Consider the following 20,451-nt stretch of genomic DNA (forward strand, 5'->3'; position numbering starts at 1 on the left):
CGGGTGAAGACCATCGGCCTGCTGGGCGGGATGAGCTGGGAGTCCTCGGCTGAGTACTACCGGCTGCTGAACGAGTCCGTACGGGATACGCTCGGCGGCTTCCACTCGGCGCGCTGCGTGCTCTACTCGGTTGACTTCGCCGAGATCGAGCGGATGCAGGCCGAGGAAAGGTGGGAGGACGCGGGGCAGGCGCTGCTCGCGGCGGGCACCGCGCTGCGGCGGGCCGGGGCCGAGGTGCTGGTGCTGTGCACGAACACCATGCACAAGGTCGCCGACCTGCTCGCCGAGGGCCTGGACATCCCGCTGCTGCACCTGGCCGATGCCTGTGCCGACTCGATCATCCGGGCGGGCCTGCGGCGGGTCGGTCTGCTCGGTACCGGGTTCACCATGGCGCAGCCGTTCTATCGCGACCGGCTCGCCGCGCACGGCCTCGAGGTGCTGGTCCCCGAACCGGAGGATCGTGAGCGGGTGCACCGGATCATCTACCAGGAACTGGTGCTCGGGGTGGTCACCGAGGAGTCCCGGCAGGCCTACCGCGAGGTGATGGCCAGGCTGGTGGCGGCTGGTGCGCAGGGCATGATCTACGGCTGCACCGAGATCGAGCTGCTGGTCGGGCCGCAGGACAGCCCGGTGCCCACCTTCCCGACCACCCGGCTGCACGTCGAGGCCGCCGCGGGTTATGCCCTGGGCAGGGCGCCACTGCCGCCCGCACCGGGCGGGCGAGTGATCTCAGTGCCTGTTTGGAAACGCGCGACACGATCGGCTCGGCGAGGCTAGGACTCCGGTCACGGTCGTCACCTCCGCAGGTCAGGCGCCCCGCCTCGCCGCCCGTGGGCTGCGCCGAGCGCGTTCCTCCTGCCGTCACCGCAGGTCCCAGCGGCTCTCAGACGCTGATCTCAGGGTTTTCTCCCGAGGCAGGGTCGCCGGCAGGCTCGTAGCCTGGTGGTGTGAGTTACCCGCCAGCGCAACCAGCACCTTCCGGGAAGCCGGCCGAGGAGTCCACCAAGCGTGTCCTGCCGGCCAACACCAAGGCGGCGGCCATCGTGGCGGTGGCCTTCACCGCCCTGCTGTACCTGGTCGAGCTGGCGGATGTGATCATCCCGGCCGAGCTCGACCACGGCGGCATCATGGCCCGCACGCTGTCCGGCCTGGACGGCATCGTGTGGGCGCCGCTGCTGCACGCGGGCTGGGGCCACCTGCTCAGCAACACGGTGCCGGTGCTGGTGTTCGGCTTCCTGGCGATGGCCAGCGGGCTGGCGCGGTGGGCCGTGGTGACCGCAACCATCTGGATCGTGGGTGGGCTCGGCGTGTGGCTGCTGGGGCCGGCGGACGCCTACACGGTGGGTGCGTCCGGCCTCGCCTTCGGCTGGCTGGCCTTCCTGCTGGTGCGCGGGATCTTCAACCGCAGCGCCGGGCAGCTGATCGTGGCCGCGGTACTGCTGTTCCTCTGGGGCGGCATGCTCTGGGGCCTGCTGCCTGGCAACCCGGGGATCTCCTGGCAGGGCCACCTGTTCGGGGCGCTGGCCGGTGTCCTCGCCGCCTGGCTGGTGGCAAGGGCGGACCGCGCCAGGGGGCGCAAGCAGGCGGGTGGCCCGCCCGCGCCCGGTAATCTCGGGGCGTGAGCCCAAGCCCGGATGCCCCGATCGGCGTGTTCGACTCCGGCGTCGGCGGCCTGACGGTGGCCCGCGCCCTGCTCGAGCAGCTGCCCGCCGAGCGGCTGCGCTACGTCGGGGACACCGCGCACAACCCCTACGGCCCGCTGCCCATTGCTCGGGTCCGCGAACTGGCGCTGTCCGCGCTGGACGGGCTGGTGGCGGACGGGGTGAAGGCGCTGGTGATCGCCTGCAACACGGCCTCGGCCGCCTGCCTGCGGGACGCGCGGGAGCGCTACGACGTGCCGGTGATCGAGGTGGTGCTACCCGCCGTGCGCAGGGCGGTCGCGGCGACCCACTCCGGGCGGATCGGGGTGATCGGCACCGAGGGCACGGTGCGATCCCGGGCCTACGACGACGCCTTCGCCGCGGCCAGGGACGTGTGGGTGAGTACCGTGGCCTGCCCCCGGTTCGTGGACTTCGTGGAGCGCGGGATCACCTCCGGGCGGCAGGTGCTCGGCCTGGCGCAGGGCTACCTCGAACCGCTGCTACGGGCGGAGGTGGACACCCTCGTGCTCGGCTGCACGCACTACCCGTTGCTCACCGGTGTGCTGCAGATCGTCATGGGCCAGGACGTGACGTTGGTCTCCAGTGCGGAGGAGACCGCGAAGGACGTCGTGCGGGTGCTCACCGAGCGGGATCTGCTGTCCGACCGGGACATTCAGCCCCAGCACGAGTTCGTGGCGACCGGTTCGCCCGAACCGTTCACCCGGCTCGCCCGGCGGTTCATGGGCTTCGCGCCGGGTGTGCTGGCTCCCGTTGCCGGGTGAGGACTTGTTCCGGCGCATAGGGTGTCGGGCGTGCGACTGACCATTCTCGGCTGTGCGGGCAGCATTCCGGGCCCGCATGCGGCGGCATCGGGTTACCTGGTTGAGGCGGACGGATTCCTGCTCGGCCTCGAGCTCGGCAACGGCACCCTGGCCGAACTGCAGGCCCTGCGGGATCCGTTCGAGCTGGATGCGCTGCTCCTCTCGCATCTGCACCCGGATCATTGCGCCGACTTCAGCGCGCTGACCGTGCTGCGCCGCTACCATCCGGCCGCGCCGTACGACCGGCGCCCGCGCAGGTTGCCGGTGTACGGCCCCGCGGAGACGCCGGCACGGCTGGCCAACGCCTACGCGCCGCACGAGTCGGAGCGGCAGGAGACCGATCTGTCCGACGTGTACGAGTTCCACCCGCTCTCCACCACGGCCAGGACGATCGGGCCGTTCGAGGTGACCTGCTTCCCGATGGATCATCCGACGGAGGCATTCGGGGTCCGGATCAGCCATGGCGGCCGGACCCTGGCCTACACCGGCGACACCGGTCCGTGCGCCGCGGTCGAGGACCTGGCCAGGGATGTGGACCTGCTGCTTGCCGAGGCGTCCTGGACGGACTCGCCCGCCCGGCCGCCGGGGGTGCATCTCTCCGGCAGGCAGGCGGGCGAGCTGGCCAGGCTGGCAGGCGCCCAGCGGTTGCTGCTGACCCATATCGCCCCGTGGACCGACCCGGCCGCGGTGCTTGCCGAGGCCGAGGCGGAGTTCCCCGGCGCGCTGGTGGCCGAGCAGGGCGCCGTCTACGAGGTCTAGACGCGGTCGGCCAGGTAGTCGTCCCACAGCTCGTCGAAGTACGCCTTGAACAGCAGCAGCATGCTGGTGGTGCCGCCGGGCAGGTCGAACTCGGCGAGGTCGTAGGCCAGTTCGGCACCCTTGCGGCTGGGTGTGGGATTGGTGACGTCGGTGAACCAGTCCAGGAAGGTGAGCTGCTCCTGCTCACCGGGCTCGACCGGCGGGGAGAGGATGTCCAGCAGCATCGGCCGGTTGCGCAGCGTCCACCGGTAGAACTCGGAGAAGGCGAAGAACCGCTGTTCCACCGCGGTCGCGGTCTGCCCGTGCACCTCCTCGGCGAGGGCAACGCCGTGCTCGGTTGAGGCCTGCTCGGCCTCGCTCCAGGCGCGGTCGTGCGCGGAGCGGTTGCGCAGCTCGCCGCCGGCCAGCCGGGTCAGGTAGTTCGCCCACAGCTGCGAGCCGGGGTTGCCGAAGGTGTCCTCGCCGCGGCCGAGCGCGATGGCGATCCCGCGCTCGATGCCCTCGACGATCCCGGCGTCCACATAGGATACCCAGGTGCCCGGCGCGCCCATACCGTTGTCCCGGAAGAAGTCGATGATGCCCTCGATGTTGCCCCAGCGCGGGGCATAGCCGGGGACGACCTCCGCGGCGGGTCCGCTGGACATCAGCTGGACGAACTCCAGCCGCTGCGACATCGACATCAGGTTGATCTCCTCGGCCGTGCAGTCGAGCGCGGCCGCGCAGTCGGCGGGGCCGCGGTGCTCGGCCGCCGAGGTGACGGCCGGTGCACCGGCGAGGCACAGGGCGGTGATCAACGCCGTGGCGACGGCGGACCGCATGCGAGTCATCTGACCTCCTTCGAAAGTGATCAGCGGGACTCTACTGGTCCAGGCCGCGCCGGACGGGTTTCTTCAGTGATTTCGATGTGGGTTTAGAGTGCACCCGTGGCGCGAAAAGACGGCAGGAACGACGACCAGCTCCGCGAGGTACGGATCACCCGCGGATTCCAGCAGTGGCCCGCGGGCTCGGTGCTCATCGAGTTCGGCGACACCAGGGTGCTCTGCGCGGCCAGCGTGACCGAGGGTGTCCCGCGGTGGCGCAGCGGCTCCGGGCTGGGCTGGGTCACCGCCGAGTACGCGATGCTGCCATCGGCCACCAACACCCGCAGTGACCGGGAGTCGGTGAAGGGCCGGATCGGCGGGCGCACGCACGAGATCAGCAGGCTGATCGGGCGGTCCCTGCGGGCCTGCATCGACCTGGCCGCGCTCGGGGAGAACACGATCGTGATCGACTGCGACGTGATCCAGGCCGACGGCGGCACCCGGACCGCGGCGATCACCGGGGGCTACGTGGCGCTGGCCGACGCGATCACCTGGCTCGCCGCCGCAGGCAGGCTCGCCGACCCGAAGCCGCTTTCGGCAGCGGTGTCCGCGGTGAGCGTCGGCGTGGTGGACGGCAGGGTACGGCTGGACCTGCCCTACGAGGAGGATTCGCGGGCCGAGGTGGACACCAACGTGGTGGCCACCGATGCGGGCACCCTGATCGAGGTGCAGGGCACCGCCGAGGGTGCCACCTTCACCCGGTCTACTTTGGACAAGATGCTGGACGTGGCGCTCGCCGGATGCGCGGAGCTTGCCCGCAAGCAGGAGGAGGCGCTCGCGCTGCCGTATCCCGGTGAGCTGCCGGAGCCGCAACCAGCGGGGAAGAAGTCGAAGGGCACCAAGTGAGCAAACTGCTGCTGGCCACCCGTAACGAGGGCAAGCTGACCGAGCTGCGCCGGATCCTGGCGGCCGAGGGCATCGAGGGCCTGGAGGTGCTCGGGCTGGCCGATGTGACGGAGTTCGAGGAGGTCGCCGAGACCGGCGCGACCTTCGAGGAGAACGCGCTGCTCAAGGCGCGTGCCGCCGCGGAGGCCACCGGGCTGCCCAGCGTCGCGGACGACTCCGGCCTGGTGGTGGACGCGCTGAACGGCATGCCGGGTGTGCTGTCCGCGCGCTGGTCCGGCCGGCACGGCGACGACAAGGCCAACCTCGAGTTACTGCTCGCCCAGCTCGCCGACGTGCCGGATGAGCGAAGGGGAGCGGGCTTCGTCTGCGCCGCCGCGCTGGTGGTCCCCGGTGGCGGGGAGACCGTGGTGTACGGCGACTGGGGCGGTGAGATCGCCTGGGAACCCCGTGGCACCAACGGTTTCGGCTACGACCCGATCTTCGTCCCCGAGGGGGAGACCCGCACCTCGGCCGAGCTCGGTTCGGCGGAGAAGGACGCCGTCTCACATCGCGGCCTTGCCCTGCGTGAGCTGCTGCCCTACCTGCACGAGCTCGCCTGACCGTGTTTGCCGCGCACATCCGCGTGTTTGCTCCCCACGCGCACGCGTTTGCCATCCACGCGCACCCAGTCTGCCGTCCGTCACCTTCCGTAACTACCCGGCTGACCCGCTGCTAGGGTTCCGGCCGTGCTCGTTCCCGTCACGATGCCCGGTGTCACCGAAGGCCAGGTGGCGCGGATGCTGCAGCCGAGATGGACCCGCGCACGGTCCTACCTGCTGGCGGGTCTGGTCGTCTGCCCGCTGATGTTCGTGGTGACCTGCCTGAGCGTGTGTCGATCGCCGTGGCCGGTCAGGGCGTCGCGTGGTGGCTGGTGCTGCCGGTGCTCGGCACCGCGTTGCCCGCCGTGATCCTGCTCGGCAGCCTGCGCTCGTTGCGCTACGAGCCGCCGCGGTGGGGACGTGCCGCGTTCCTCGCCGGTGGGTGCCAGTTGCTGCTCGGCGGCATCCCCGCGGTCGGGATGGCCATGAACGCGGGAACGACGCTCGCGACGGTCGGCGCGAGCGTCGTGTTCCTGCTGCAACTCACGCTGCTGGTCCTCGGTTTCGTGTTCGCGCACCGGGCGCACCGGGTCCTGCTGTTTCCGCCGTGCCCCGAACTCGGGGCCACCCCGTTCACCGTGGCGTTCCGCGCCCGCATCGCGGACCTGGGCCTGTTCTCCGGTTCGGTGGCCATCGCGGGGGACCGGGTGGAGTGGTCGGCACGGCGGCACAAGGGGCGCGGTGGACCCACCGCCTACGGCAGCCTGCCGTTCGACCGGTTACGTGGCGCGCGGCCCACGATGCTGCCGGACACCGGGCAGCGGATCCCGTGGCTACGGCTTTCCGACGACTCCGCCGTGCACACCTCGGCGGGACCGGCGGTGCTGCTCGCCTCGGACGCGGGGGAGTGGATGCTTCCGGTACCGGACGCCGAGGTGTTCGTCCACCTGCTGCGCTGGCGGGTCAGTCGACGTACTTGATCTTGACGCCCGGGCCGAGTTTGCGCAGGCCACGGTAGTGTCCCTTGCGATCCAGTCGTAGCCGGATGTCCAGTTCTGCCAGCGGGCTGAGGTCAACCGTACCGGGGAACCGGACCAGCCGGACCGTGTGCAGCGGAAATCGAGTCAGGGGCGTCAGGTCAGGTACCGTGGTCCCGCTCAGGACCAGTTCGTTCAGGGGCCAGGCGGGTAGCTCCGTCAGGTCGAACTGACCGTAGTCGATCAGGCGTAGCCTCCTGATCCCCGGGAACGTCCCTGACAGCTTGCCGACGTCGTGCCGGCAGACGGGGTCGTACAGGTTGATCTCGGAGATGTGTGGCAGTGGCCGGGTGCGGTGGAGGGCTTCCTCGGTGTATTCGGAGAGTTCGAGCAGGCGAAGCTTGCGAAGTTCGGACAGAATATTGTAGTCGCTCACCCTGACGAGGCTGCCGAGACTCAGCAGGTCGAGGTTCCTTGTTGTCGAAACGAAGCTGATGTCCTGCCACGGGTGCGTCGGCGCCAGGATGAGCGAGATCAGGTTGTCCAGTTTACTCAGTACGCTGGTGTCGGTGATCTCGGCGGCGTCACGCAGGATCAGGTACTCGATCCGCCGATGCGCTTCCAGTGCCGCGAGGCTGACGGTCCGTCCCGGATTGAGATGAACATTGATGTTCGTGACGTGTTCCTGGTCCGATAGTGATTCCAGGTCGTCGAGCGGTTCGCGCTGGGGAAGCATTATCCAGAGTGATCTGAGACGTCGTAGTCGGCCGGTGAACGGCAGCAACCGTCGCGAGTGGACGATGAGGTGTCCATGGGCCAGCGGTGAGTCGGCGAGTACTTCCTCGGCGAAGCGTTCGGGGTCGAAGTACTGCCATGCATCCGCGATCTGATACTGGACCGAGGGTCGTGGATCCTGGGCGTACCGGGCGAGCCGGGGCAGTGCTTCGGAGCTGCAGGTGAGCGCGACCGTCCGGGCCGTGGCCACCGCCTTGGCCTCGGACAGTTCGCTCAGGTCCGTCGGCAGGTGCCGCAGCACGCGGTGGCCGATACTCGCCAGCGAACGGGTCTCCCGCACGTTCCGAGGTGGTACCAGATGCCGTTCGACCAAACCATCCACTCTGGACCGAACGGCGGGCTCCACATCCTGCACGGTTTCCAGGCAGGCGGCGGCCAGTAACCGTAGCCTGCGCGCGTGGGGCCGGTTTTCCTCGGCGCGGTCCAGGATCCCGCCGAGCAGCTGGGCGGCCTGCCGGGCGGTCGCGTGCCCGCAGGCCATCACGACGGTCTCCCGCCAGGTGTCCAGATGCGCGTGCGCCACCAACGTGTCGATGTGATGCTGCTGCACCGCCTCGTCCGCGGCGAGGTACTCCTGGAAGGTACGGTGCACGAAGTCCACCTTGCCGGGAACCGGCTCCCGCAGCACCCCGCTGCGTTCCAGCAGGTGGTTCAGCAGGGCCTCCGGCTCGGCGTCCACATTGGGCATCCCGGGCAGTTTCTGCCGCAGGTGTACCAGGGTGTTGTCCCTGGTCAGTTCCACCCGATTCGCCAGGGTCAACCGCCACGCCAGGTCCCGCAACAGGACCTTCTTCTCCGTGTCGGTGAGCAGTCCGGAAATACCCCGCTCGGCATCACGCAGGTGCAGCAACATGGCCAGTGCCTTGTCGTACAGGTCCATCCGGTTGCGCGGCAGCTCGGAACGGTGCGCCAGGTTCAGGGCACACAACATGGCGCACAACAACGGGGTGGCGGCGAGCTCGCGCAGATGCGGCCGCTCCAGCTGGCCGCGCAGCCTGCGCTGTGCCTCCGCCGCCTCGGCAACGTGCGTCCCACTGGCTGCCTCGTGCCAGCGTTCCACGAAGGTCAGCACATTGCGTGGGCTCATCGGCTCGAGGGTGACCGTGGCGAACTCCTCCTCGGCGAGCCAGCGACGGTCTGCCGCCGCGGTCCGTGAGGTCACCACGACCCGCATCCCGGGGAAGGTGCCGACAAGGTCCCGCAGCCACGCTTTCACCTCCCGGCGCCGCGCAGCGGGAACCTCGTCCACGCCGTCCACGAGCAACAACGCCGTGCCGTCCTCGAGCCGCCGATGGACCCAGCCCTCCGGCATCGCGCCCGCGATGGCCTTCGCCGCGTGCGGCACGAACTCCTCCGGGGCAGGCAGGTCCCCGGCGCTGAAGCTGCGCAACTGGATCAGGAAAGGCACGCAGCCGTTCCACTCCGCGAGGGCGCCGGTGAAGCCGTGCCGGGCCGCCGTCACCGCGAGCCAGTGCAGGAGCGTGGTCTTGCCGGAGCCCGCGTCGCCGCGCAGCAGGGTCCGTTGCGAGTCGCCGATGGCGTTCTCCACCGGAACGCCGTCCGTGTGGTGTGCCGTGCCCGTCGACTCGAACCATTCGGCGGCGATCCGGCGGTCCCGTGGCCGGTCGTTCTCGGTGGACACCCTGAGGCTGAGATACGCCACGGTCAACGGCAGCGCGGGCTGCTCGTCCATCGGCAGGCCGAGCAACTCCAGCCGGTCCAGCCGGGCGGCAAGGCACTCCAGGTACCTTCCACGGAACGCCACGTCCAGGTCGGTGCCCTGGGGTGCGAACAGGCTGGTCCGCGGTAACCGGGCCAGCAGCTCGTCCAGTCGTTCGGACTGGGTGGTCAGCCTGGCGAGCACCTCGGCCAGCGCCGTGGACCGGAAGGCCGGCAGGTAACGGATCACCTGCACCAGGTGACGACAGGCCTGGTCGAGCGCAAGTTCGTACAGCGGCCGTGCCCGCTCGGCCAGGCTGACCTGCCGTGCACGGTCCGGAAACTGCCCGCGCAGCCTGCGGGCGAGTTGCTCGGCATCGGCGTCATCGGCGAGCAACGCCTCGTCGGTGAGATCCGCCTCACCGAGGACGTCCAGCACCGCGAGGACCGCCGCGGCGGCCTCGTTCTCCGGCAGGTCGCCGGAGAACTCGTGCAGCACCGGTTCCAGCTGTTCGGTGACCTGGTTGCCGATCCGGTCGAGGAGGTTCTCCAGCTTGCGCCGTTGCAGCGGGCTCGCCAGCTCGGCCTCGGCCAGCTCGGTCAGGCTCGCGGCGCGCTCGAATCGTGCCCTGCGACGCTGCAACCAGGACCGCCCCGCCTGCGTCGCGATGGCGGAGCCGAGCCTGAGCGCCGCCCCCTCCAGACCTGTGATGACCCCTCCCCGTCCGCGTTCGCTGGGATCGTGCCCTGGGCGGACAGGCCGGACAATCCGGCAGGAGGGTGATGGAGGTCAGCTCGCGATGTCCAGGTCGCGCAGCAACTTGGCCACGTGCCCGGTGGCGCGGACGTTGTAGAGCGCCTTGGCGATGTTGCCCTCCGCGTCCACCACGAAGGTCGAGCGGATGACCCCCTGCACCACCCGGCCGTAGTTCTTCTTCTCGCCGAACGCGCCCCACTCGGTGAGTACAGTCTTGTCCGGGTCGGACAGCAGCGGGAAGGTCAACTGCTCGGCCTCGACGAACTTGGCCAGCTTCTCCGGCTTGTCCGGCGAGATGCCGAGCACCTGGTAACCGGCACCGTCCAGTTCGGCCAGGTTGTCCCGGAAGTCACAGGCCTGCTTGGTGCACCCGGGCGTGCCCGCGGCCGGGTAGAAGTACACGACGACGGAGCGGCCCCGGAAGTCCGCGAGGGACACCTCGTTGCCCGCGCTGTCCGGGAGGGTGAACCCGGGAGCCGGGTCACCGGGGGAGAGCCGACGCTGTTCGGTGGTCATGGGGTGCACCGTACCGGGCGGCACCGACATGGTTTCCGGGCGATCAGACGGAGCCCGCGTAGATGGCGGTGGCCTCGCTCCCGGTCCGGGGCCGCAGCCGCAGGCAGAACGAGGTCGGCTCGGGGGGAACCGCGAAGGCCACCGTCATCCGGACGTTCCGCTTCGGCGGCAGGTCCTTGTCGGCCTCGGTCAGGCCGTTGAACCCCTGGGTCGCGTCCACCACCTGCTTGGCGGGCTCCTCGTCCACGATGCCCTCCACAGACAGCTGGGACAGCCGGTAGGGCTGCGGACCGTCGTTGTAGAGCGAGATCTCGAACGACACGGCGCGGTCGGACTGCGGGTAGGCCGCACTGCTCGGGCGGAAGGACTTCGGTTCGGACACGGCGACGGTGATCCCGGAGGTGAACTTGTAGTCCTTGCCGAAACTCACCGTTTGCTCGGTCGGCGTCCGTTTGTCGTACTCGGACGATTCGCTGGTCTCACTCGGGGAAGACGCGTCGTCGCTCGCGGCCGGCGTGGTGCACGCCGTCGCGACCACCAGCAGGCAAGCGGCCAGGGCGGGCCTCAGCATTCGCACAGGCGCCACTCCTTACTCCGTTTGCTGTAGGTGCTACATCCATTGGATGGCGGTAGCCATCGAGGCCTGCTCCACTCTGTCGGGACATGCGATCGGGTGCGAGCGGGAAAGGGGGGTTGAAGCGGAGCTGGTGTCGGCCCGTGTCTCATCCGTGATCGGAATGGCACCACGGGTGACAATCGTCACCTCGGTGCCACATCTGCAGCCGCCGTCCCCGTCCACCGGTCACACCGCGAGCGCGAAGAACAGGATGAACATGCCGAGCCCGGCCAGCCAGGCGACGATCAGCCACCCGAAGTCGCGCCAGGGGTCCACGGCCTGCTTGTCCTCGCCGGGCACGTACACACCGCGGAGCTCGAACCAGTCCGCCCAACGCACCAGCCAGCGCAGGGGGTTGCGTGCGGGCATGGGTCACCTCCCGGGCGCCGTACCGCCAGGACAGTTTCGCCAGCACAGTGTCGTCGGATCGGCGGCCGTACGCTACCCGACCGTCGTCGGCGGTTGTGTTGTTTAGCACGAGTGATACAACCTGTTGGCAGAGTGGCATCAAGGTGGCATGGCATCGCATGCCCCGTGCCACACCGAGAGCGAGGTGGATCGTGACCGGTCAGCAACTCAAGCCGCAACGGCGCAGCCGCAGGGTGGCGATGTCCGCGGAGGAGATCGACGCCTACCTCGCCGCGGAGCGCACCTGCCGGGTGGCCACGGTGAACGATCGCGGGCCGCATGTCACCGCGCTGTGGTTCGTCTGGCACGAGCGGGCGCTGTGGTTGTACTCGATCACCGACAGCCAGCGCTGGGTGGACCTGCGACGGGACCCCCGGATCGCCATACTGGTCGACTCCGGTCACGAGTACTTCGAGCTACGCGGGGTGGAGATCACCGGCGTGGCCGAGCAGGTGGGCGAGGCGCCCCGAACCGGACAGGACTACCCCGAGCTGGTGGAGCCGGAGAAGTTGTTCGCACGCAAGTACTTCGGCATCGAGGAGACGCCATACGACGAGCGGCACGGCTGGCTCAGGGTCACCCCGGAGAAGATCAACAGCTGGGACTTCCGGAAGATGCTCGCCGATCAGTGATCACCCTGGACCATCCTGCCGAGGATCCGCGCGTACATCCGGCCAGGGCTGGGGACCGTGGGCGGGTGCAGGAAACCTGGCAGGGGCGGTAGAGCGGATGCCAGCGGCTGCAGGCGCTCGTACAGCACACCGGCGTCGGCGGGCCGGTCGGCCGGGTCCTTCCGCAACAGCTCGTGCAGCAAGGTGGCCAGCTCGGGCGGTGCCTCCGGTACCGGTGGCGGTTCGTCGTTCACCTGCCGCTCGAACACCGCATACGCGGTCGGCCCGCTGAACAGCTGCCGCCCGGTGAGCATCTCGTGCAGCACGCAGCCCAGCGCGTAAAGGTCGCTGCGTGGCCCGGCAACCCCGTGCCGGATCTGCTCCGGCGCCATGTAGGCGGGGGTGCCGAGGATCTGACCCGCCCTGGTGAACTGCGCTACATCGGACTCGCGCAGGATCGCCAGCCCGAAGTCCAGCACCTTCACGCTGCCGTCCGGGCAGAGCATCAGGTTGGTGGGCTTCAGGTCACGATGGCAGATCTCCAGTTCGTGTGCCGCGGCCAGCACGGCGCAGGCCTGCGCGGCGATCGCCGCGGCCCAGGGCACCGGGACCGGGCCGTGCTCGCCGAGCAGATCGGCGATGGTGACCCCCTCGATGAACTGCATCACCTGGAACAGCCGCGCGTCGAACATGCCGAAGTCATAGAGAACCGGCGCCCCTGGGTGTTCCAGCCGGGCCAGGATCCGGGCCTCCCGGACGAATCGCTGCTCCAGTTCCTCGTCCGGCCCACCGGGCAGGTGCAGGAACTTCACCGCCACCCTGCGGTCCAGGTGTGTGTCGTAACCCGCGTGGACCGCGCCCATGCCGCTCCTGCCAAGCGGGAGCTCGTCCAGCCGGTAACGGTCCGCGATCAGCATCGCCGCACCCCGTCAGTCCCGGGGTGCCAGCCGGCCGCCTGCCAGCCCGCCGAAGCCCAGCCGGACCAGGGTGCCCACCAGCGTGCTCGCCTGCCTCGCCGCGTCCTCCAGCCGAGTCAGCTGCCGGAACGCCGCGCCGTAGCGGCGCTGCTGGTCGAGCGGAAGGCGGGGGAGCCGGGCACGCCGCGGGTCGATCCGGCCGGAGCCGCGCGGCGCCCACTGCGCGGCCGCGCGCAGGATCCCGGCCAGGAAGTCGGGGTCCAGTAGGTCAGCCTCGACCCGGTAGCGGGCCAGATGGGGGCCGAGTACCGCGGCCGTCTCGGCCACCCGCGCCGCGCCCGAGGCGGAGGCGACCACATCGCCCGGCTCCACCATGACCTGGCCGGGGTGCTCGGCGGTGCGGCCGGAGGGCGGGCCGCCGGTCAGCAGGTCCTCGGTGGTCAGCATCGCGAGGTCACCATCGTCGGCCGGACTGTTGCGCGCCGGGGCGTGCTGGATGGTCAGCATGCCCTCCCTCGCCAGCTCTCCTACCGTGGTGAAGGGCGCGTCCCCGGATCCGTCCCGGCTGGTCAGGCCGGGCACTTCCAGGGAAAGCGCGGTCAGCTGCGCCGCCACCTCGGTGAACTCCTCCAGCACCGCGCTGCCCTCGTGGCGCAGCTGGTACCGCGCCGGGCTCAGGTCCACCTCGTCGTCCAGCAGCTCGAGGATCGGTACCGCCTGCTCGGCTTCGGGGTCACGCAGCTGGCGCAGGCAGGCCGTGGCAACCTCGGCGAGGTCCTCGGCCACCAGCAACAGCACCCGGGAGGGTGGTCGTTCTCCCGGCTCGGGCCTGCGCAACAGCCACAGGTCCGGGCCGGAGTCCGGCAGGCTCACCACCGCCCGCAACGCGCCCGCGCGCAGCAGGTTCCCGCGAATGCGTTTCCCCGGCCTGCGGCCCGCGGCCGCCCCCGGCATCAGGACCGCCACCAGCCCGCCGGGCCGGACGTGGGCGAGGCAGTGCTGCACCCAGGCGAGTTCGGGTTCGCCGCGTGGCGGCAGGCCGTACTCCCACCGCAGGTCACCGGCCAGCTCCGGATGTCCCCACGCGCGTTCGTTGAACGGAGGGTCGCAGACCACGGCGTCCGCGTGCGTCCCGGGAAAGGCGTCCTGGCGCAGCGAGTCCCCGGCGAGCACGGTGGCGTCCACGCCACGCAGCAGCAGCCGCATGGCGGCGATCCGGGCGAGATCCGGGTCGCTGTCCTGCCCGAGCGCCTGCCGCGCCCCGCCCGCAAGCAGCAAGGTGCCCGCGCCGCATGCCGGGTCGAACACCGTGCCGCCCCTGGGGCTGACCAGCCGGGTGAGCAGGTTCGCCACCTCCGAGGGAGTGACCGACAGCCGCCTGGAGTGCTCCTCGAGGTAGCGGCGGCAGAGGAACTCGAAGGCCTCCACGGCGCCCCGCTCGGCGGCCAGCGCGGTGAGCAGATCCCCCAGCTCGGTGCCGATCGGTTCGGCCTGCTGGTCCTCCGCGGCGGGTGTGCCGCCCTGCCTGCTCAGCAGCAGCGCGCCCGCGCTGCCCACCAGCCTGCCGAGCCCAAGGTCGTCGGTGCTGGCACGGAGCCGTTGCCACACACGGTCGGCCAGCGAGACCTCGTAGGACTTGCCGTTGCGGCGCAGCCAGTCCTCCACCTCGCGCAGGGAGAACCGCGGACTGGAAGCCGTACCGCCGACGGGCCGCGGGAAGTCCTCGTGCCTGCGCCGCCAGTTGCTCACCGCTGCCTTGCCGACGTGCACGAGCCGCGCGATATCACCCGCGTTCACGGTGGTGTCGTGACTCATGGCGACGACCATAGTTCACAGTTAGCTTACGGTCCACAGGGGATGTGCTTGTGAACTGAATCAACCAGTGATGTACTGGTGACCATGACATACGATACGGGGTTGGCGTTGCGGTACGCGGTCCGGTCCGATGCCGGGGTGCGACGCAAGTCGAACGAGGACGCCGCCTTCGCGGGTGAGCGGGTGTTCGCGGTCGCCGATGGTATCGGCGGGCACGTGTTCGGCGAGGTCGCCAGCTCCACCGCGACCGCCGCGATGGCCGACCTGGACGGCGGGCTCAGCAAGGCCCTCGCCACCGGCCGCGCCACGGGCGGCCTGCGTGATCTCGATCCGCTGGCCGTGCTCGCCACCGGTGTGACCGACGCCGCGGGCCGCCTCGCTGAGCTGGTCGCGCGGGACACGCGGTTGCAGGGGATGGGCACCACGCTCACCGCGATGCTCTGGGACGGCGCGCGGTTCGCCATCGCCCACGTCGGTGACTCCCGCTGTTACCTGCTGCGGGAGGGGACGCTGCGCCAGCTGAGCCGGGATCACACCCTGGTGCAGGCGTTGCTGGACGACGGCAAGGTCTCCGCCGAGCAGGCCGCGGCGCATCCGCGCCGGTCGGTGCTGATGCGGGCGCTACAGGGGGAGGGCTCCGCCGAACCCGATCTCTTTGCGCAGGACGCGCTGGCCGGGGACCGGTACCTGTTGTGCTCGGACGGGCTGACCGACGTGATCTCCGACGAGGCCGTGGCGGAGACCCTGCTGGCCCGGCCAGAGCCGGAGGCGGCGGCCTGCGCGCTGATCGACCTGGCCAATGCCGGCGGCGGGCCGGACAACATCACCTGTGTGCTCGTCGACGTCGTTGGTACTCGGGATTGATCAGGTGCCAGCCGTTGCCGTGCGGGCAGCGCTGCTTGCGTAGCCCTCCCTCGGACTTGGCCACGAACCGGTCGGCATCGGCCTCGGTGGGGATGACGGCGCGCTGCTGGCAGCCGGTGCACCTGGCCGCGCCGGTGTACCGGAAGTCGTTGGATCCTCGTCTGTTCCTCGGCACGCACATCCTCGGGATCACACTCGCTGTCGGCTACCCGGCCGAGTATGCAGCCCCTGGCTGTCCGCGCAAACGGGGCGGTCCGGCGCGGACCCGTTACCAGGGACCAACCGGGAGCTCGGCGAAGAAGGCGGCGATGTCCCTGGCCAGCAGCCACGGTTCCTCGGCCGCGGCGAAATGCCCGCCGGAGGGCAGGACGGTCCACCGGCGAAGGTCGTAGAGCCGTTCGGCCCAGGACCGGGGCGGGGCCCCGCCGTGTGCGAACTCGTTGCCGAACAGGCCGACGGCCGTGGGCACCCGAACCCGGTCGGTCGCCGTGCGGGCGGCATGGCAGTCACGGTTGTCGTGGAAGTCGCGCATCGACTCGGTGATGGTGGCGGTCACCCAGAACAGGGTGATCGTGGTGAGCAGGAAGTCCCTGGAGAACCGGGACTCGATGTCGCCGCCCGAGTCCGACCAGGACCGCCACTTCTCCAGCAGCCACGCGGCGAGACCGGCCGGGGAGTCGTTGAGGGCGTAGCCGAGGGTCTGCGGCGCGGTCGACTGGACCGCGTTGTAGCCGCCCTCCCGCTCGGCGAAATCCCGTTCCTGCTCGATGAAGGCCCGCTCGGCCTCGGTCAGCGGCGGCGCGTCCGCACCGAGGTAGGGATCGAGCTCGATATTGCTCAAGTGCAGGCCGAGCACGGATTCCGGTTCGTCCACACCGAGAAAGGTGCCGATCCCGGAACCGAAGTCCCCGCCCTGCACCCCGTAGCGCCGGTAGCCAAGACCACGCATCAGCCGGTGCCACAGTGCGGCGGTATCGCGCATTGTCACCGCGCGTGGTGGCCTGCTGGAGAATCCGTAGCCGGGTAGTGAAGGAATAACCACGTCGAAAGCCGGTCCGTCGATACCGTGCGCCGCGGGATCGGTGAGCAGCGGCACCAGCGGGAGAAGTTCCACGAAGGTACTCGGCCAGCCGTGCGTGAGCACCAATGGGATGCCGGTTCCGGACGCGGCCCTGTGGTGGACGAAGTGGACGTCGACATCGCCGATCCGGGCGCGGAAGTGGTGGAACCGGTTCAACGCGCGCTCCCGCGCACGCCAGTCGAAATCCTCAGCCCAGTAGGCGAGGACCTCGCGCAGATAGTCCACATCGGTGCCCTGCGACCATGCGGCTCCCGGGGCGGCGGCGGGCCAGCGGGTGCGCCGGATGCGGTCGCGCAGATCCGCCAGTACCTCGTCCGTGACGGCGATGGTGAACGGTTCGATGTCGATGGCGTGCCGATACGTGTTCACCGCATCAGGTTCGCACGGTTTCCGGTACCCGCCCGACAATCGACCGCGCGGCCGATTCCTGGCTACTCCGGGTGCAGGTGGCCCTCCAGCGTTCGGCGCACTGTGTTTCGATTCGTCCCCTTTGCTGGAGAACGTGCCGGAACTTCTGGTATACCTTCGAAGATCGCAGCGTACGAATGGGGCTCTGGCGAGTGGGCGGTTACCTCCGGCCACTTATTCCGCCGAGGTATGCGGGATTCGTTCTGGATGTACGTCCGATCGGTCAAGGATCAACCGGTTTCCGGCCACGGTCGGGCAGCGTGACCAAAGGAGAGACACAGTATGGCGGAGGTTCCTCGCCGGACCGCACGGTTCCGGTTGCCCGTCGACAAGCTCGCCCCGCACCTGATGGAGGCGTTCGAGCAACTCGACGAGGCTGCGGAAAAGGTCAGCCTACCGTTACCGCTGCTCGAGCTGGTCCGGCTGCGCGTGTCGCAGATCAACGGTTGCGCCTACTGTGTCGACTCGCACCACCAGGACACGCGCGAGGCCGAGGTCCCCGAGCGGACGATCGCCGCGCTACCGGTGTGGCGCGAGTCGCCGTTCTTCTCCGAGCAGGAGCGGGCCGCCCTCGAGGTGGCCGAGGCACTCACCAACATGAACCGGGCTCCGGTGACCGACGAGCTCTGGACCCGGGCCGCCGAGCACTTCACCAAGACCGAGCTGGCCGAGCTCACCTGGAACGTCGCGATCATCAACGTGTGGAACCAGCTCGCAGGCGGTGCCCGCCCGTGGCTCATTTCCTGAGAGTCCGAGCCCGGCCGAGCCGACCGTGTCGCGAGTTCAGGAACAGGCACTGAGTACCGGCGGGCCGAGACCGAAGCGGGAGCGTGAATGCGGATCGGACTGATGGGCGCGGGCCGGATCGGCCAGGTGCATGCCGGGTCGCTGGCCGCCGACCCCAGGGTCGGCGAGCTGGCCGTTACCGACCTGAGCCCAGCCCGCGCGACCGCAGCGGCCGCGCAGGCGGGTGGCACGACATTGCCCACCGTGGCGAAGCTGCTGGACTGGTCCCCGGACGCGGTGGTCATCGCCGCGCCGACCGACACCCATGCCGAGCTGATCATGCGCTGCTGCGCTCGCGGCGTCCCGGTGTTCTGCGAGAAGCCCTGCGTCACCGACCAGGACGCGGCCAGGCGGCTGGTGGACCAGGTCGGGGCCTGCGGGGTGCCCGTGCAGGTCGGCTTCCAGCGGCGGTTCGACCCCGGATACCGCAGGGGTCACCAGGACGTGCGGTCCGGCGCGCTCGGCGACCTCCGCAGGGTGCACATGGTCACCGCCGATCCGGCCCCGCCACCGGCGGCCTATGTGGCGGTATCCGGTGGCATCCACCGCGACTGCCAGATTCACGACTTCGATGTGCTGCGCTGGGTGACCGGTCGTGAGGTGGTCGAGGTGTTCGCGACCGGGATCAACCGCGGAGCGGACTACATCGGTGCCGCAGGGGACGTCGACGAGGCGGCCGTGCTGCTCACCCTGGATGACGGCTCGATCGTCACGATGCAGGCCTCGCGCTACAACGGAGCGGGTTACGACGTCCGGATGGAGCTGGCCGGGACCGAGGCGACGATCGCCGTCGGGCTGGACAGCCAGGTGCCGCTGCGCCCGGTGGAACCCGCGTCGCTGGGGAACCCGGAGCGCGCGTGGTCGAGCTTCCTGGACCGCTTCGCGGCGGCCTACCGCGCGGAGATCGCGGCGTTCCTGACCATGGTCGAGCAGTCCGGGCCCAGTCCGTGCACAGTGGACGACGCGCGGCGGGCGCTGCTGATCGCCGACGCGGTCACCGCATCGCGGCGGGCCCGGCGACCGGTTCCGGTCGGGGAACCGGTTTCCGCGCCGGCCGGGCTGGGAACCTCGTGACCGGGCAGCGGGTGAGCGGTGGCCTCGCCCTGTCCGAGGATGCCGTGTTCGCCGACTTCGCCAACCGCGTCGAGCTGTCCGGGGCGGTGGTCGCCGAGATCGGCGGCTCGGTGGCGGCGGAGACCACCGAGCAGCACGGCGTCGCCTGCTGGCACGCGGTGGACCCGAACCGCCCGGCCTACACCGCGGAGTCCGGTCGGTACCGGGTGCTGCGGGCCCGCGCCGAGGAACTGCCGCTGCCGGACGCGAGCGTGGACGCGGTGTTCTCCAGCAACGCCTTTCAGTTTCTCGACGTGGCGTCGACCCTTGCGCAGGCACGCCGGGTGCTGCGCCCTGGTGGGCTGCTCTACGCGCATTTCGGTCCCATCTGGAGTGCGATCGACGGGCACCAGCTGGAGTACGTCCGCTACCAGGGCCGCGATCTGGTGTTCTGGCGGGACACCCTGCTCCCGCCATGGGCCCACCTCGCCTACGAGCGGGACGAACTCGCCGAGCTGCTGGCCGATGCGCTGCCTGCCGAGCTCGCCGAACTGCTGCTGTGGCACGTCCACGACAGTGACACGGTGAACCGGCTGTTCTTCGAGGACTACGTCTCGGCCGCGCTGGACAGCGGCCTCCGGTGGGTCGAGGTCACCGCCTCGGCCCAGCTGGACTACCTGATCTCCGCGCCGTTCGACCCCTCGGCGCTGCGGGAGGTCACCGAGGAAGAGCTCACCGCGCAATGGACCCGCAGGCGCGGCAGGCCGACTCAGGTCGGGATCCGTGATGTGCTGATGGTGTTGCAGCGGCCGGACTGACCAAGGGAGCCGCATGAAGGGCACCGAACCTGGATCGAGCGAACTCTCCGGCGCCGAACTCGAGCGGTACCTGCACGACGCCGTGCTGGCCGCGCGGCGGGCGGGCCGGGTGGTGCGTGCGGCGTTCCACGACGGCAGGGTGGCCGCAAGGGCCAAGGCCCCAGGCGACTACGTGACCGAGGTCGACCTGCGGGCCGAGCGGGTCATCCGCGACTGCCTTGACGCCGGAACCGGGGCCGGGGCCAGGTTCGTCGGCGAGGAATGCGGCGGCGCCGTGGACGGGCTGTGCTGGGTGGTGGACCCGCTGGACGGCACGACCAACTTCATCCGTGGTTTCCCCTCGGTCGGGGTGTCCGTCGCGCTGGTCGCCGACGGCGAGCCGGTGGTCGGCGTGGTGCACGCGCCGCTGTGGCGGGAGACCTTCACCGCCGTGCGCGGCGGCGGGGCCTTTCGTAACGGCGAACCGATCCGGGCGAGTACGAGACCGGCCGCGGGTGCCGTGTGCTCCACCGGGTTCCCGTTCAAGACGCCCGACCTGCTGCCGGCCTACTTCGATGTGCTGAGCGCCGTGGTGGGCACCGTGGAGGACATCCGCAGGCCCGCCGGGGCGAGTCTGGACCTGGCCTGGGTCGCCTGCGGGGTGTTCGACGGGTTCTTCGAACTGGGCCTCGGCCCCTGGGATGTGGCAGCCGGGGCGCTGCTGGTGCGGGAGGCGGGTGGGATCGTCACCGACTGGCGTGGCGATCACGACGCCTGGCTGGCCTCCGGCAACATTCTCGCGGCGGCGCCGCTGGTGCACGCCGGGCTGATCGAGCACACCCGCGGCGCGGCGCTCGTGCCGGCGGACCGGGCGCCTTCTTGAACAC

Annotated in this window: 22 protein-coding genes; 13 read left to right on the forward strand and 9 right to left on the reverse strand. The window is 70.2% G+C overall.

Annotation, left to right across the window (positions count from 1 at the left end; translation table 11 throughout):
- The first annotated feature begins 3 nt into the window (after window positions 1–3).
- The 4 genes from KOI47_RS08915 (at window position 4) to KOI47_RS08930 (ending at window position 3,220) form a co-directional block, all read left to right on the forward strand.
- Window positions 4–777, forward strand: coding sequence for an aspartate/glutamate racemase family protein (locus tag KOI47_RS08915; RefSeq protein WP_216215516.1), 774 nt, complete (start codon window positions 4–6; stop codon window positions 775–777).
- Between the two features lie 170 nt (window positions 778–947).
- The gene (locus KOI47_RS08920; RefSeq protein WP_216215517.1) at window positions 948–1,622 is read left to right on the forward strand and encodes a rhomboid family intramembrane serine protease; all 675 of its coding nucleotides are present in this window, start codon (window positions 948–950) and stop codon (window positions 1,620–1,622) included.
- Complete coding sequence (gene murI / locus KOI47_RS08925; protein ID WP_216215518.1) at window positions 1,619–2,422, forward strand: glutamate racemase; 804 nt, start codon at window positions 1,619–1,621, stop codon at window positions 2,420–2,422. Before KOI47_RS08920 ends, murI begins: the two co-directional genes overlap by 4 nt.
- A gap of 30 nt (window positions 2,423–2,452) precedes the next feature.
- A complete protein-coding gene (locus KOI47_RS08930) occupies window positions 2,453–3,220 on the forward strand; it encodes an MBL fold metallo-hydrolase (protein ID WP_216215519.1) in 768 nt (255 codons plus the stop codon).
- Here KOI47_RS08930 and KOI47_RS08935 read toward each other — a convergent pair.
- Window positions 3,217–4,047 (reverse strand): hypothetical protein, encoded by an 831-nt coding sequence (locus KOI47_RS08935; protein ID WP_232376630.1) that lies wholly within the window; start codon window positions 4,045–4,047, stop codon window positions 3,217–3,219. The two genes, KOI47_RS08930 and KOI47_RS08935, sit on opposite strands and share 4 nt — an antisense overlap.
- A 96-nt stretch (window positions 4,048–4,143) precedes the next feature.
- Between KOI47_RS08935 and rph the strand changes: the two genes are divergently transcribed.
- From rph to KOI47_RS08950, 3 genes are all read left to right on the forward strand, one after another.
- Window positions 4,144–4,926, forward strand: a complete 783-nt coding sequence (gene rph / locus KOI47_RS08940) for a ribonuclease PH (protein WP_216215520.1) — start codon at window positions 4,144–4,146, stop codon at window positions 4,924–4,926.
- Window positions 4,923–5,525, forward strand: a complete 603-nt coding sequence (gene rdgB / locus KOI47_RS08945; protein WP_216215521.1) for an RdgB/HAM1 family non-canonical purine NTP pyrophosphatase — start codon at window positions 4,923–4,925, stop codon at window positions 5,523–5,525. The genes rph and rdgB overlap by 4 nt, the downstream gene beginning before the upstream one ends.
- Window positions 5,526–5,794: 269 nt before the next feature.
- A complete protein-coding gene (locus KOI47_RS08950; RefSeq protein WP_232376631.1) occupies window positions 5,795–6,484 on the forward strand; it encodes a hypothetical protein in 690 nt (229 codons plus the stop codon).
- On the opposite strand, the gene KOI47_RS08955 is transcribed toward KOI47_RS08950, so the two are convergent.
- The 4 genes from KOI47_RS08955 to KOI47_RS08970 form a co-directional block, all read right to left on the reverse strand.
- Entirely contained in the window at window positions 6,468–9,704 is a 3,237-nt protein-coding gene (locus KOI47_RS08955; protein WP_408629926.1) for an NACHT domain-containing protein, read from the reverse strand. The two genes, KOI47_RS08950 and KOI47_RS08955, sit on opposite strands and share 17 nt — an antisense overlap.
- A 21-nt stretch (window positions 9,705–9,725) precedes the next feature.
- Complete coding sequence (gene bcp, locus KOI47_RS08960) at window positions 9,726–10,208, reverse strand: thioredoxin-dependent thiol peroxidase (RefSeq protein WP_216215522.1); 483 nt, start codon at window positions 10,206–10,208, stop codon at window positions 9,726–9,728.
- A gap of 43 nt (window positions 10,209–10,251) precedes the next feature.
- Window positions 10,252–10,779 (reverse strand): hypothetical protein, encoded by a 528-nt coding sequence (locus KOI47_RS08965; protein ID WP_216215523.1) that lies wholly within the window; start codon window positions 10,777–10,779, stop codon window positions 10,252–10,254.
- A 231-nt stretch (window positions 10,780–11,010) separates the two neighbouring features.
- Window positions 11,011–11,193: a hypothetical protein gene (locus KOI47_RS08970; RefSeq protein WP_216215524.1), complete on the reverse strand. Its 183-nt coding sequence runs from the start codon at window positions 11,191–11,193 to the stop codon at window positions 11,011–11,013.
- A gap of 191 nt (window positions 11,194–11,384) precedes the next feature.
- On the opposite strand from KOI47_RS08970, the gene KOI47_RS08975 reads away from it, so the two are divergent.
- On the forward strand, window positions 11,385–11,864 hold the full coding sequence (locus KOI47_RS08975; protein WP_232376633.1) for a pyridoxamine 5'-phosphate oxidase family protein: 480 nt from the start codon (window positions 11,385–11,387) through the stop codon (window positions 11,862–11,864).
- Here the strand turns inward: KOI47_RS08975 and KOI47_RS08980 are convergent.
- On the reverse strand, window positions 11,858–12,760 hold the full coding sequence (locus KOI47_RS08980) for a serine/threonine-protein kinase (RefSeq protein WP_216215526.1): 903 nt from the start codon (window positions 12,758–12,760) through the stop codon (window positions 11,858–11,860). The two genes, KOI47_RS08975 and KOI47_RS08980, sit on opposite strands and share 7 nt — an antisense overlap.
- Window positions 12,761–12,772: 12 nt before the next feature.
- Window positions 12,773–14,575 carry an N-6 DNA methylase gene (locus tag KOI47_RS08985; protein ID WP_216215527.1) on the reverse strand — a complete coding sequence of 601 codons (1,803 nt, stop codon included), beginning with the start codon at window positions 14,573–14,575 and terminating at the stop codon, window positions 12,773–12,775.
- Window positions 14,576–14,659: 84 nt separating this feature from the next.
- On the opposite strand from KOI47_RS08985, the gene KOI47_RS08990 reads away from it, so the two are divergent.
- Complete coding sequence (locus tag KOI47_RS08990; protein ID WP_216215528.1) at window positions 14,660–15,439, forward strand: PP2C family protein-serine/threonine phosphatase; 780 nt, start codon at window positions 14,660–14,662, stop codon at window positions 15,437–15,439.
- Here KOI47_RS08990 and KOI47_RS08995 read toward each other — a convergent pair.
- Both KOI47_RS08995 and KOI47_RS09000 read right to left on the reverse strand, forming a co-directional pair.
- Complete coding sequence (locus KOI47_RS08995; RefSeq protein WP_216215529.1) at window positions 15,399–15,614, reverse strand: hypothetical protein; 216 nt, start codon at window positions 15,612–15,614, stop codon at window positions 15,399–15,401. The genes KOI47_RS08990 and KOI47_RS08995 overlap by 41 nt on opposite strands.
- Window positions 15,615–15,707: 93 nt before the next feature.
- Window positions 15,708–16,889: an epoxide hydrolase family protein gene (locus tag KOI47_RS09000; RefSeq protein WP_216215530.1), complete on the reverse strand. Its 1,182-nt coding sequence runs from the start codon at window positions 16,887–16,889 to the stop codon at window positions 15,708–15,710.
- A gap of 321 nt (window positions 16,890–17,210) precedes the next feature.
- Between KOI47_RS09000 and KOI47_RS09005 the strand changes: the two genes are divergently transcribed.
- The 4 genes from KOI47_RS09005 to KOI47_RS09020 all read left to right on the forward strand — a co-directional run bounded on the left by KOI47_RS09005 (window position 17,211) and on the right by KOI47_RS09020 (window position 20,447).
- Window positions 17,211–17,675, forward strand: a complete 465-nt coding sequence (locus tag KOI47_RS09005; protein WP_216215531.1) for a carboxymuconolactone decarboxylase family protein — start codon at window positions 17,211–17,213, stop codon at window positions 17,673–17,675.
- Window positions 17,676–17,762: 87 nt separating this feature from the next.
- The gene (locus KOI47_RS09010; RefSeq protein ID WP_216215532.1) at window positions 17,763–18,788 is read left to right on the forward strand and encodes a Gfo/Idh/MocA family protein; all 1,026 of its coding nucleotides are present in this window, start codon (window positions 17,763–17,765) and stop codon (window positions 18,786–18,788) included.
- Window positions 18,785–19,585 carry a class I SAM-dependent methyltransferase gene (locus KOI47_RS09015; protein ID WP_216215533.1) on the forward strand — a complete coding sequence of 267 codons (801 nt, stop codon included), beginning with the start codon at window positions 18,785–18,787 and terminating at the stop codon, window positions 19,583–19,585. Before KOI47_RS09010 ends, KOI47_RS09015 begins: the two co-directional genes overlap by 4 nt.
- 13 nt (window positions 19,586–19,598) lie before the next feature.
- On the forward strand, window positions 19,599–20,447 hold the full coding sequence (locus KOI47_RS09020; protein ID WP_216215534.1) for an inositol monophosphatase family protein: 849 nt from the start codon (window positions 19,599–19,601) through the stop codon (window positions 20,445–20,447).
- Window positions 20,448–20,451: the final 4 nt, after the last annotated feature.

The sequence above is a fragment of the Amycolatopsis aidingensis genome, assembly GCF_018885265.1.
Classification (GTDB): Bacteria; Actinomycetota; Actinomycetes; order Mycobacteriales; family Pseudonocardiaceae; genus Amycolatopsis; species Amycolatopsis aidingensis.